General features: G+C 37.7%; 15 protein-coding genes. All 15 read right to left on the bottom strand.

What is annotated here, in order from left to right; all coding sequences use genetic code 11:
• Positions 1-64: 64 nt before the first annotated feature.
• The gene (locus SAY88_RS03425) at positions 65-1,234 is read right to left on the bottom strand and encodes a GNAT family N-acetyltransferase (protein WP_332629313.1); all 1,170 of its coding nucleotides are present in this window, start codon (positions 1,232-1,234) and stop codon (positions 65-67) included.
• Between the two features lie 146 nt (positions 1,235-1,380).
• Positions 1,381-1,797, bottom strand: coding sequence for a universal stress protein (locus tag SAY88_RS03420; protein WP_332629310.1), 417 nt, complete (start codon positions 1,795-1,797; stop codon positions 1,381-1,383).
• Positions 1,798-1,928: 131 nt separating this feature from the next.
• Positions 1,929-3,389: a SulP family inorganic anion transporter gene (locus SAY88_RS03415; protein WP_332629308.1), complete on the bottom strand. Its 1,461-nt coding sequence runs from the start codon at positions 3,387-3,389 to the stop codon at positions 1,929-1,931.
• A gap of 293 nt (positions 3,390-3,682) precedes the next feature.
• The gene (locus SAY88_RS03410; RefSeq protein WP_332629306.1) at positions 3,683-3,967 is read right to left on the bottom strand and encodes a hypothetical protein; all 285 of its coding nucleotides are present in this window, start codon (positions 3,965-3,967) and stop codon (positions 3,683-3,685) included.
• Between the two features lie 133 nt (positions 3,968-4,100).
• On the bottom strand, positions 4,101-6,203 hold the full coding sequence (locus SAY88_RS03405) for a heavy metal translocating P-type ATPase (RefSeq protein WP_332629304.1): 2,103 nt from the start codon (positions 6,201-6,203) through the stop codon (positions 4,101-4,103).
• Positions 6,200-6,577, bottom strand: a complete 378-nt coding sequence (locus SAY88_RS03400; protein WP_332629302.1) for an ArsR/SmtB family transcription factor — start codon at positions 6,575-6,577, stop codon at positions 6,200-6,202. The genes SAY88_RS03405 and SAY88_RS03400 overlap by 4 nt, the downstream gene beginning before the upstream one ends.
• A gap of 146 nt (positions 6,578-6,723) precedes the next feature.
• Positions 6,724-8,490 carry an arsenical pump-driving ATPase gene (gene arsA / locus SAY88_RS03395; protein WP_332629300.1) on the bottom strand — a complete coding sequence of 589 codons (1,767 nt, stop codon included), beginning with the start codon at positions 8,488-8,490 and terminating at the stop codon, positions 6,724-6,726.
• On the bottom strand, positions 8,487-8,843 hold the full coding sequence (gene arsD / locus SAY88_RS03390) for an arsenite efflux transporter metallochaperone ArsD (RefSeq protein WP_332629298.1): 357 nt from the start codon (positions 8,841-8,843) through the stop codon (positions 8,487-8,489). Before arsD ends, arsA begins: the two co-directional genes overlap by 4 nt.
• Positions 8,844-8,896: 53 nt before the next feature.
• Entirely contained in the window at positions 8,897-9,322 is a 426-nt protein-coding gene (arsC, locus tag SAY88_RS03385) for an arsenate reductase (thioredoxin) (RefSeq protein ID WP_332629297.1), read from the bottom strand.
• A 33-nt stretch (positions 9,323-9,355) separates the two neighbouring features.
• Complete coding sequence (gene arsB / locus SAY88_RS03380; RefSeq protein ID WP_332629296.1) at positions 9,356-10,417, bottom strand: ACR3 family arsenite efflux transporter; 1,062 nt, start codon at positions 10,415-10,417, stop codon at positions 9,356-9,358.
• A gap of 27 nt (positions 10,418-10,444) precedes the next feature.
• Positions 10,445-10,795 carry an ArsR/SmtB family transcription factor gene (locus tag SAY88_RS03375; protein ID WP_332629294.1) on the bottom strand — a complete coding sequence of 117 codons (351 nt, stop codon included), beginning with the start codon at positions 10,793-10,795 and terminating at the stop codon, positions 10,445-10,447.
• A 127-nt stretch (positions 10,796-10,922) separates the two neighbouring features.
• The gene (locus tag SAY88_RS03370; RefSeq protein ID WP_332629293.1) at positions 10,923-11,396 is read right to left on the bottom strand and encodes a thioredoxin family protein; all 474 of its coding nucleotides are present in this window, start codon (positions 11,394-11,396) and stop codon (positions 10,923-10,925) included.
• The gene (locus SAY88_RS03365; protein ID WP_332629291.1) at positions 11,396-11,821 is read right to left on the bottom strand and encodes a disulfide oxidoreductase; all 426 of its coding nucleotides are present in this window, start codon (positions 11,819-11,821) and stop codon (positions 11,396-11,398) included. Before SAY88_RS03365 ends, SAY88_RS03370 begins: the two co-directional genes overlap by 1 nt.
• Positions 11,822-11,979: 158 nt before the next feature.
• A complete protein-coding gene (locus tag SAY88_RS03360; protein WP_332629289.1) occupies positions 11,980-12,711 on the bottom strand; it encodes an MBL fold metallo-hydrolase in 732 nt (243 codons plus the stop codon).
• The gene (locus SAY88_RS03355; RefSeq protein ID WP_250097014.1) at positions 12,711-12,881 is read right to left on the bottom strand and encodes a hypothetical protein; all 171 of its coding nucleotides are present in this window, start codon (positions 12,879-12,881) and stop codon (positions 12,711-12,713) included. Before SAY88_RS03355 ends, SAY88_RS03360 begins: the two co-directional genes overlap by 1 nt.
• Positions 12,882-13,088 lie beyond the last annotated feature (207 nt).

The raw sequence follows: 13,088 nt of genomic DNA, 5'->3' as shown, positions 1-13,088 counted from the left end.
CTATTGAATAAGGGAATATGTCAGAAATAAAATGTATTTGCAAAAACTTTATGCTCTTCCCCCACTAAAAGAAATCATAGAAAAATGGTTTGTTCCTCGGAGCCAGATCTTCAAATGCACGTATCGATTCCTCACTTCCAGTTACTTTTCCAATTTCCATTAATTCAAGAGGCCGTTTGTAACCTAAAAGAATGGCTGATAATGTATTAATTGATAAGTGGATGACACGAGCTTTCCTTTCTTCTAATTCCCTCGTGTCTAGAACTGTCACAGCACCTTTTTTTAATAGGAATGTTTGGTTATTCCAAGGTGCATATTCGTCTTTGACTTGTAAAACCACGTCATTATCTATACTATTCCAAGTAAACGTAGACTGCTTCAAGAACTCTTCAACATCAACAAGACGCGCCATAAAATATGGGGTAGTCTCCATTTTCACTCGAGGCTCATGTAACGAAAACAACAGCGGCTCTCTTTCATCTACAATCATTTCAAGATCCTCGATCATAGAATCATGCTGGCATATATAATTCCAAAGACCTCTTCTCGCTTCGGAATTCAAAGCAATAAATTCTCCCACTTTCATTTTTTTCTCTTTTACTGTGTACATTATATACCCTTTTGGTTCATTCGCATCATCAAAGAACATAGCTATATGTGTGTTTTTTCCTATTTTCTCCCACCAATCTTCTTTACGAACTAGCATCCCCGTAAATCCTTTAGCATAGTGCTCATAAATTCGATTCAAGTTTGAAATTGGCAAGCTATCTGAAAAACGCTTTATTCTTCCAAGCGATTCACTTTGAAACCTCAAATCTGACTTTTTTATCGAAACCGATAACCGATTTGCAAACAATTCCCACCCATATTCACGATAGAATGGAACTGAAAATGGATATAACATCGAGACTAAATACCCCTCTGTTTTCATCTTTTCTAAAATATGAGTGAGCATTCCTTTTACTAAGCCTTTTCTTCTATACTCAGGGTAAGTTGCAACACCGGCAATTCCACCCATAGTTATCTTTTTTTCACCTATAAAAACTTCAAAAGGAAGGAAATGCAATTTAGCTATTAACTTTTCATCTTCTACGACTCCAATAACTTGATGATGTTTTTTCATTTGTTCAATTCGTTCATTCACTTCATCTTTCGGGATATTATATTGAAACGCATATTCTGATAATCGAACTGCTTCAAAATACTTATCTTCTTTAATAGTTACGATATCCAAATTTATCGCTCCTTGCTAGTCATTTTTTTATGATATTTAAAATTATAATTACTGCCTCCCAGATATTCTCCTTTTTTTAGTGATTACCTTCTAAGAACAAAAAAGATCCATTCTAAGAAAACTTAGTAATGAATCTTGAATTTGATTTATTTTACAATTAAAACAGGTAGTTCCACTCGCTTTGCAATTTTATGACTAACACTGCCTAAAACCATTGTTTGTAGCTTATTCAATCCACGCGAACCAACCACTACACAGTCATATTCCCCTTTATTAGCAAAATTAACAACAGTTGGACCTGGTTCACCTTGAACGATATGTACGTTATATTCAACACCTTCTTTTTTCAGAAGATTTACAATTGGAGTTAACTTTTCTTTCCGTTTTCTCTCGATTTCAAACTTACTATTATTCGTTAATACATCTGCTTTTGAAGTATAACCATCGACAGCATATACGACATCAACTTTCCCATTATTGAGTTTAGCTAGACCGGCCGCTTTTTCAGCTGCACGAAGCGAATGTTCAGACCCATCTGATGCTAGTAAAATACTTTTAAACATTTCAATGTCCTCCTTTGCCAATACGTTCCTTACTTTCTTTTTATCGTAATCAAATTTAGGAAAGATGTAAATAAAGTTCTTAGATTCTACTTATCAAAAAAGTAAAGACAGAGGTTCTCACCTCTGTCTTATTAATGTCCCGATGCTTTAGATAAACCACCGATTTTATCTTTTAATTTTTCACTTTCTGCATTTAACCCTACATATTCAACCTTAATGCCATTTTGTTCAAACTTACCTTCAATCTTATCAAGAGCTCCAATGGCTGAGTCATCCCATAAATGAGCGTTGGTTAAATCAATCTCAACTGCTTTCACATCTTGCTTATAATCAAACTGATTAACAAAGTCCGTTACAGAAGCGAAGAAAATTTGACCGTAAATTTTATAAACTTGCTTATCTAAGTGGTTAATGTACTGTTTTTCAACATCAACTTTAGAAATTTTTGCTGCAAAGAAAATGGCACTTAGAAGTACACCTGCAAATACACCATATGCTAAGTTGTGAGTAATAACAACTGTTGAGACTGTTACGACCATAACAATGGCATCTGTACGGGGCACCTTATGAATGTTACGAATAGAACTCCAGTCAAATGTACTGAATGATACCATAAACATAACACCAACAAGTGCAGCCATTGGTATTTGTACAACTAATCCTCCAAGAACAAGGATTAAGAACATTAAGAACACGCCTGCAACTAAAGCAGAAAGGCGTCCTCGTCCACCAGACTTCACGTTAATAACCGACTGTCCAATCATTGCACAACCAGCCATTCCTCCAAAGAAACCAGTAACAATGTTGGCAATTCCTTGTCCGCGGCTTTCCTTATTTTTATCACTCTCTGTATCTGTCATATCATCAACGATATTCGCTGTTAATAGTGACTCAAGTAAACCAACAATAGCAAGTGCAAGAGAATATGGTAATATAATCATTAACGTTTCTAAGTTAAATGGAATTTGTGGAATTAAAAACATTGGTAGTGCTTGCGTTAAATTCCCCATGTCTCCTACTGTACGCAGATCAAACCCAGCAAAAATAACAACCGCTGTAATAATAACAATGGCAGCTAATGCTGAAGGCACTACTTTAGTAATACGTGGCAACCCATAGATAATCACTAGCGTTGCAGCGACAAGGGCATACATTAACCATGTTGCATCAACAAACTGTTCTAATTGAGCCATAAAGATTAAAATGGCTAAAGCATTAACGAAACCAACCATTACAGAGCGAGGAACAAATTTCATGATTCTCGCTAGCTTAAACACACCAAATAATATCTGCAAGATCCCTGTCAGAATCGTTGCTGCTAGTAAATATTGAAGACCATGTTCAGCCACCAATGTTACCATGACCAATGCCATTGCACCTGTTGCAGCAGAAATCATTCCTGGACGCCCTCCGACAAACGCAATGACAACGGCAATACAAAATGACGCATAAAGCCCAACCATTGGGTCAACACCTGCAATAATTGAAAAGGCAATTGCTTCTGGAATGAGCGCAAGGGCAACAACGATGCCGGCCAATACGTCGCCTCTTACATTCCCAAACCATTCTTGTTTAATAGATTGAATGTTCAATCTAACACCTCTTTCCTATTAAGTTTTTTAGTTCGACTTTTGACTCTCACAAAAGTCGGGGTCCGTTGATAACAAACGTATTCTACCACCATCCCACAAAATTTCAAACTCTAATGTAAGCGCATAATACAACTTATTTACTCAATAGATCTCTAATTTCCTCTACTATCCTCTCATTTCGGTGAACATATCATAAAATCGCCCAATCTAACCATGAAATAATAACCTATTTGTAATTGCCGCGAGCAAAAAAGAAAATGTCCCCAGCTAGCAGGGACACCTCACCGTTAATTTTAATGCGCTTTCTCCAGTACATACTTAATAAAACAATCTCTATGAACTTCCTTTTCAAGTATCTTTCGAACATAATACGGATCGTTTAGTAAACCGTTCTCTTTATCTGAGGCAATCCAATCTTTCGCTTTCGGATTTTCTATTAATTTTCTAAACCAATCTTCCTTTTCTAACTCTTGCCATAATTGCTCAATATTTGGTTTGCTTTTTCTAAAGAATGCTTTTTGTATTAATTGAATAAACAAACCACCCATTAATAAACATAATAATATCAAAACTAGCATTTGTATCTCCTCATGTATAATTTACGTAATCAATTCAAGTTTATTTTACTATGAAAAATGAGTAAATTGGTGGAAGAACATTGAAAAAAACATACCAACTAAAGAGGAGATTGGTATGTTTTCCATTCAGAAACTATAATTTTTTATTTTTTAACAATCTTAGTCCATTTAACATTACAAGGAGTGTCGCACCCATATCAGCAATAATTGCAATCCAAAGTGTAAGCCAACCAGGGATAACAAGAAGTAACGCTACTAGCTTTAACACAAGGGAAATCGTAATATTTTGCTTAATAATTGTTCGTGCTTTTCGACTTAATTGGATCGTAAACGGAAGCTTAGATAAGTCGTCCTTCATAAAAACAATATCAGCTGTTTCTAACGCGACATCAGATCCAGCTCCACCCATTGCTATGCCAACATTAGCTGTTGCTAATGCAGCAGCATCATTAACGCCATCCCCAACCATTGCAATCTGATTTCCTTTTTCACGTATAGCTTCGACGTACGATACCTTTTCATTTGGCAGCAAATTTGCTTTTACATTTGTCATTCCAACTTGACTTGCAATCATATGAGCAGATTTTTTATGGTCTCCCGTTAGCAAAATGGTTTCTCGAACGCCCAAGTTATGAAGAGATTGGATCAAATCCTTGCTTTCTTTACGTATAGAATCTGCCAGAGCGAGCAAGCCAAACACCCGTTGTGTTGTCGCGAGAATGACGACTGACTTAGCTTCATCCTTAAATTGACGAATCTTTTCTAGTTCTTGGTTGGTTATATTGGTTATCTGTTTTATAAACGCGTCGCTGCCTACGTAATATGTTACCCCTTCAATTTCCCCCAAGATTCCTTTACCTGTTTCTGATCGAAAATTTGTTACAGACAATAACTCTTGACCAATTTTACTTTCTACATGTTTCACAACCGCCACAGCAAGCGGATGCTTTGAATTTTGCTCTAGTGATGCCATTACTTTTAAGAACTCGTATTCATTTTCATTTTCTGAGACCCAAATGTCTGTTACTTCTGGCTTCCCTTTTGTTAACGTCCCTGTCTTATCAAATGCTATCGCTTCAATTCTTCCTGCTTCTTCTAAATGAATGCCACCTTTAATAAGCACCCCATGACGTGCCGCCGTTCCAAGAGCAGTAACGATTGAAACTGGTGTCGAAATGACTAAAGCACACGGACAACCAACAACCAAGACAGCAAGACTTTGATAAATCCAACTGCTCCACTCCCCACTAAAAGCCAGTGGTGGAATAATTGCAACCAGAATGGCAATACAAATGATGATCGGTGTGTATACTTTTGCAAAGCGATCAATAAAAGCTTCTGCTGATGCTCGCTTCGCCTGTGCTTCCTCAACCAATTTCATCATCTTTGAAAGCGTTGAGTCTTCATTGCGCTTGGTAATTTCTACTTCTAATTGACCTTCTTCATTTATTGTTCCAGCAAAAACGGCATCACCTATTTGTTTTTCAACAGGAATCGATTCTCCTGTAATCGCAGCTTGGTTAATCGACGAGGCTCCTTTGATCACTTTGCCATCTACAGTTACTTTTTCTCCAGGTCGAATCATAACAATTTCACCAACAGCTAGCTCTTTTACATCTATATCGATCCAGGACCCCTCTCGCCAAACTTTAGCTGTTTTTGGAGTGTGTTCAAACAGTGAACGAATAGACTTACGTGCTCGGTCCATTGAGTACGTTTCAAGCATTTGGCTTATTGCAAAAAGAAAGACAACGGTAGCCCCTTCACCCCATTCACCTATAATAGCTGCTCCTATAACGGCAATCGTCATTAACGTTTTCATGTCAAACCGTGCATGAGAAAGATTTTTCAACCCTTGTAGGAAAAGACGATACCCCCCTATTGCCATTGATGATGCATAAAAGAAAATGGCAAGTAATCCTTCCCCATACAACCCTTGAATAATAAACCCACTAAGTAAAAGGAGCCCAGAGATAATGTTTTTCCAAGTAGCTGGCGATTTCCACTTAGAACTACGTTCGATTTGCTCATCCTCTTGAAATAGTTTCAGATTTTCAAAGGCTCCCTCTTTTTCTACAGCTTTTTTCGTTACATTTCCAACTACCGTAATGGTGGATGCTTGAAAGTTAACTTTGGCCTTTGTGACTCCAGGTATTTTATTTACGTTCTGCTCAAACTGAGCAGCACAACTAGCTCAGGAAAATCCTTGTACTTGATATTTTGTTTCCTTACTCATTGGCCCACCTCCTCATTTTGATGAGCAACCGCCGTCATTAATAATGTTCTAATATGTTCATCATCAAGAGAATAGAAAACGAGCTTTCCTCGTTTTTCACTTTTTGCAATCCGAAGATTTTTAAGGTGCCTGAGATGATGAGAAGCCGTTGCATTCGTTGTACCGATAATCGATGCAACATCACAAACACAGAGTTCCGCCGATTGGCAAAGTGCATACGCTATTTTAACGCGTGTTTCATCGGCAAGAACTTTAAACATATCGGCAAGGACGTCAAAACGTTGATTCGCTAACTGATCTTTTACCTCTCCTACTACTTTTTCATCGTAGGAAAATACTTCACACATATCGCTTTGTTGCTTCTGCTTGCTCATCTTCATCATCTCCACTTCATTCAAACACTCATTTGATTATTAGTATATTATAAATTCTAAGAAAAGTGCATGAAAAAAGCGAGTAAGGAGATTTCCATTACCCGCTTGGTCTTAAATGCTGAACATTATTACATCCATCTTTAAACCTATTTTGTTAAACTTTTTAATTGTTCGTAGCCTTTAGCTAATTCAATTTGCCACGGAATAACGGCCACTTGATTCGTTTTTTCAGAGGAAACAATCTGCATCCATTTTAGTTCAGAGCGTGAGCGAGCTTTTAATATTGGATCCATTGTATTACATGCAGCAAAGCTCTGGTTCACAACCCACCAGCTTGGTGTAATATCAGCACGAGCCAAGTCATCCTGCAGGCGGCTTGCTTCATGAACAGGAGTAGCTTCTGGCAACGTGACAATGACGACATCTGTCTCTTGCTTATTTCGTAGCCTCGGCAATAACTTTGAAACTGATTTTGGCACTTCTCCACTCGCTCGTTTTAACTCTTTATGATAGGATTGTGCTGCGTCTAAAAGAAGTAGCGTATGTCCAGTCGGAGCCGTATCAATGACAACAAAAGAATCGCTAGCTTTATCAACGACATCGGCAAAGGCTCGAAAGACAGCAATTTCTTCCGTACAAGGTGAATTTAAGTCTTCTTCTAAATAAGCAATCCCATTTTCATCGACTGTTTCTCTTGCTTTCGATAATACCTCATGCTTATAAGCTTCTACTTCTGCTTTTGGATCGATTCGACTTAATACTAAGTCACCTTGAACTTGCTTGCCAAGAACATAGGATAAATGATCCGCAGGGTCTGTTGTCGTTAAATGAACAGAATGACCGAGTTCAGCTAGTCCAACAGCAATTGCTGCAGCAACTGTCGTTTTTCCGACTCCCCCTTTGCCCAAAGTCATAATTACACCTTGTTTTTTAGCACCTACTTGTTTGATAATCTCTTTTAAAGCATATGTCTCTATGTTATGATCGCTCTCTTCACTAACTTGTTTTATCATCTGTTGATTGTTAAATAATGTTCGCAACGCCTCAACGCCCGTCAATTGATACGGAACATAGGGAAGTTCGAACGATGTAAGTGTAGTCAATTGCTTTGGCATGTTTGTTAAAGCTTTGTCTTGTTTATAATAAAAGGCTGTAGATATTAGATCACCTTCTACATAACTTTGAAGCTTACCATTTACTAAAAGAAGCTGATTGGTCAAACCAACTTGTTGTAGCTCCATTGCAGCTTTACTAGCCTCTTTAAGCGCCGATTCATCTGGTCTAGAAACAAGAACTAGTGTTGTCTGCTCTGAATTAGCTATTGCTTTTACAGCTCTTGAATACAATTCCTTTTTTTTCCCGAGTCCTGAAAGAGGTCCAAGACACGAAGCACCATGAGTACTGTCTTCAAGAAATGTTGACCAAGCAGTTGGTAGCTGCAACAGACGAAGAGTATGACCAGTAGGTGCAGTATCAAAGATAATATGGTCATATTCACTCGTACGATTTGGATTCGTTAAAATAGACGCAAATTCATCAAATGCTGCAATCTCGACCGTACAAGCACCTGAAAGTTGTTCTTCCATTTGGTCAACTACAGGAGCAGGGAGCTTATCTCTATAAGGCCCTACTACTTTATCACGATAAGCGGAAGCGGCTTCTTCTGGATCAAGGTTTATCGCTGATAGTCCCGGTACGTTTGAGATCGGTGTAGCTTCATAACCGATTTCTACTTCAAATACATCTTGTAAGTTTGAGGCAGGGTCTGTACTGACAATTAACACTTTCTTTCCTTCATCCGCAAGTGCAACAGCTGTCGCACAAGCCGTTGACGTTTTCCCTACCCCTCCTTTTCCAGTAAAAAATAAATAAGGAGTTACATTTTTTGAAGTTGGTTGAAATCGTTTTGTCATAGTAACTCGATTCCTTTTGATTTTGTCTCTGTTTTCGTCAGTGTCTCTACAGGAAGATTAGCCCACTCTGCAAACTCTTCATTCGTCGGATACCTGCCTGCAAGCTTTACTTCGCCATCTACCATAACAGCAGGAAGCGCATCTGTTCCTTTTGTATTTAACAAATTTTGAATCTTTCTTTCATCTATAAACGCTTGTGGCTCAGAGCCTAAATTATAACGAGCAATATCTATATTCTTTTTTTCTAACAGAAAGATAGCTGTAGCGACACGAGTTAATTCTGGATCAACACTTGGCCCACAAACTCCCGTTGCACAACACATCGCAGGATCATAAATTCTTATTTTAAACATATCCATCTCCTCCTTCAACGATGTAAAGAGATAAAGAGGGGTCTGACCCCTCTTTATTTCCCTGTCTCTCCGAATGTTTTGATACGGTCACCAATTTCATCGCGTACCCGTTGGAAAAACGCCCACTTTTCCTCGTCTGTACCTTCTGCTTTTGCTGGATCATCAAAGCCCCAGTGAACACGGTCCTTGTTTGGTGGGGTAGCTGGACATACATCATTCGCATGACCACATAATGTTACTACTAAATCAGCCTTCTTTAAGATTTCTTGATCAATCGTATCTGAAGTTTGACCAGAAATATCAACGCCAGCTTCAGCCATTGCTTTTACTGCATTTGGATTCACTCCATGTGCTTCAATGCCAGCAGAATAAACGTCATATTTATCTCCAAGGTATTTTTTACCCCATCCCTCTGCCATCTGGCTTCGGCATGAGTTTCCTGTACATAAAAAGTAGATTATTGGTTTTGATTTTGTCATGTTTCTCGTCTCCTTGTTATTTTATTGTTAGATTTAATTAGTAACCGGTTTTGCTGGAAACCAATGTCTAGTGTTATTTGCAATCCTGACTAAAAAGAGCATTAGCGGTACTTCCACCAAAATACCAACAACGGTAGCTAATGCAGCACCTGAATGAAGGCCGAATAAGCCAATAGCAACGGCAACAGCAAGTTCAAAGAAATTACTTGTGCCAATCATTGCAGCTGGAGCTGCTACACCATGATTAACTCTCCAATACTTTGCCCAAAAGTAAGCAATAGCAAAAACAAAGAAGGTCTGTATTGTTAATGGAATGGCGATAAGAACAATATGAAGAGGATTGCTCATAATAACCTCGCCTTGGAATGAAAATAAAATAATAAGTGTTAGTAAAAGTCCAACAATCGTAAACTTACCAATTGTTTTTAAATACACATTTTCAAACCATTCTTTCCCTTTCTTTTTTATAAGTATTACTCTAGATAAATACCCTGCAATGAGGGGGATTAACACATATAAAACAATGGAAAGTAAAACTGTATCAAACGGCACACTTACATTTCCGACTCTCAAAAGTAGCATCACAATCGGTGCATACAAAACTAATAAGATTAAGTTATTAATTGCTACTTGGACAAGAGTGTACCCTGCATCGCCTCTGGTTAAATAACTCCATACGAATACCATTGCTGTACAAGGTGCGGCTCCTAATAATACGGCACCCGCAATATACTCTGTCGCTAAATCAGAAGGGATGATTCCTCCAAAGATCACCTTTAAAAACAACCAAGCAAAAAAGAACATTGTAAAAGGCTTAATTACCCAGTTAACGATAATGGTTATGACTAATCCTTTTGGCTTCTTACCTGCATTTACAATGGAGCTAAAATCAACTTGAGCCATCATAGGATAAATCATTAACCAAATTAAAATGGCAACTGGAATCGATACTTGTGCATACTCAAACCTTGATAAGGTTTCTGGAATTAAAGGGAGAAATTGTCCAATTGCAACCCCTACAACAATACAGATAATAACCCATATCGTTAAATATCGTTCAAAAAAACCAATTCCTTTCCCGCTTTCATTACTCATTTTTCCTCACTCCTTCTTTCTCTCCAACTAGTCACAGCATACTCGTAACCCGCGTTGTTCTAATTCAATCAGCTTTCCTTTTTGATCTGGGAGATGGGCAAGTAGTGATTGAACGAATGGGTATCCCTTATGTGCAGTATTAATACTGTAGAAAATCCATTGACCTTTCCTGTTTTCTTCTACAAGTCCAATATCTTTTAGTTTTCTGAGATGCTGGCTAATCGAAGGCTGACTCATTTGAAATAATTCTACAAATTCACACACACAGCACTCATCTTCTGACAACATCGCCATCATTGTTAATCGCGTTTTGTCTCCAAGGAGCTTTAATATTTTAGTTGCTGCATCAATCTCCACAGTAGAAATCGAATTACTCATCCCAATCAGTCCTTTCGTTCATGCTGTCAATTATATAATTATATGCTTATATACGCAATTGATTTTATGTAAAGAAAAAGTAAAGGATAAGTAAAGAATTAATCCTTACTTACCCTCATATAATCTCTTATTCACTTAACACATATTCGTCAAAAAATTGCTGAAACTCTTCATCAGGGACTGCGCTAACAATTCTTCCCGCTTCCGCCCCATTTTCAAAATGGATAATCGTAGGAGTAGAATCTAAATTGTATTGGTCCCACCCTTCCTCAAATTCCTTTAAATTATATTGAACTAAGTTGATCCCATTCTCTTCTGCTAACGGAACCAATCTTGGGGTCGCCTCTTTACAATACGGACAATCCGAACTATAGAAGTAGACTGTCACTGCCTCCTCATCTGCAAGCTTCTTTTCTAATTCCTCTGGAAGAATAACATTTTGATAATTCGGATCATCTATTAATTCAATGGTTGCTGGATGTAGGCGATCTTTTCCAAATGGGTTTCCTGCTGCCTTTTGTGCTTGATTTAAATTTGAAACAACAATTAATGCAACAAAAATCAGAACAACAATACTACCAAATATAATAACTTTCTTCATTATGAATCCTCCTTAGATAACCTTAAGATCAATAAACTACATATAAAAATAATGATAAAAGCAGTCAGTGCAAGGAATGGGATTGTTACAAATCCAAACCAATTAATGTATTGCCCTGTACAAGGAACACGACCACAAGCAGGAGCAGTCTGAGTGAAAAACGGGATTTTTTGTAATGCGTAATGATAGCTTGATAGACCAATTCCAATCAACGATAAGACAGCTGAGTACAGAGCAACCGTTGCATCCTTTTTAATAATACCAATGATCAATATGATCACTAGCGGATACATAAAGATACGTTGATACCAACAAAGCGTACATGGCTCATACATTCTCACTTGAGAAAAGTATAATGAACCTAGCGTTGCTATTAACGATGTTATCCATGCTACGATAGTCAAGTTCTCTATTTGTTTTCTCATTTAAAATCCTCGTTTTCATTTTCTAAATTACTAGATTCATTATACAGATATTCAATTTTCATTGCTACTTTCAAACTTTGACAATCTTGAGAAATGAGAACAAAAAACACAGCAAACTAGGGTACTAAAAAGGTCAGTTCCTTTTTCAGTACCCTTTGTCATTCCTTTATTAAGCCACTAGAAGCAAGAACGATCTCACCTGCAAAATGCTCAGCAGCTTCTTCAACTAACTTATTATGATCTCCAAAGTGTGGAAGATGACTTAAAATTAGTTGTTTTGGCTTAGCGATGTCAGCAAGTTTACCAACGTCTTCACTTGTCATATGACCAAATTGAGCGATTTGATCTCCTTTATAGCCACTGCATTCTGCAATTAAAAGATCAGCTCCCTTTGCAAACTTAGCTAATTCTAGAAAGTAACTAGAATCAGCTGTGTATACATACGTTTTCCCTTTGCTCTCTATTTTCACTGCAAAACAAGGAACAGGATGATGCGTCCTTAAAAACGAGAACGTAAACGGTCCGATCTGTAGCGATTGATTGTCGTCATAGGTCACCGCCTTTACAACATCTTTATATCCAAGCTTCGAAAAAGCTGATGCATCTTCTATATGTCCATAAATAGTTGGTTGCTTCATCTTTGTCCCTAACCCTTTATGCACAATTTGAGCATACTGATATGCGCCAATATCTGCTTGATGATCATGATGATAATGAGATAATACGATCGCATCAAGCTCCGTAACCTGACAATAAGCTTGCAAGGATGAGAGCACCCCACTGCCACAATCGAGCAATACTTTGTAATCTTCTTCTTCAACTAAATACCCTGAGGTAGCTTCTCCATGTTCTGGGTAGGCATGCCAATAACCAACAACAGTTACCTTCATTACTCCTCACTTCCCCAATTAGAGTGAGATTGATTGCATTCTTCAATGCGTTCTCTTTCCATAATGATAGCCAATTCTGTCATAAGTTTCTTTTGCTCGTCTTCATGCTTTGCATCAGAGGCGCACTCTTGTAATCGCTTTATTTTTTCTTGTTCTTTATTTTTTTCCACCTTTAACACCTTTCCCATTTTCAGCATACCCTTAATTTTGTACAGAGAGTTAACGTAAGTACATTGCTTCTGGGGTATTATAAAAGGAAAATCTACCCATTTTCAATACCCTCTATCCCTCATTCATTATATACACATTCTCTATTAATAAACGTTTTTTCCACTTTCGCTTAGCCTATTAGTACATGAGCATTCCAAATGACAATA

Source organism: Halalkalibacter flavus (genome assembly GCF_036663575.1).
GTDB classification, from domain to species: domain Bacteria; phylum Bacillota; class Bacilli; order Bacillales; family Bacillaceae_D; genus Halalkalibacter; species Halalkalibacter flavus.
The sequence above is the reverse complement of the archived record's forward strand: the minus strand, read 5'-3'. Positions and strand labels throughout refer to the sequence as shown.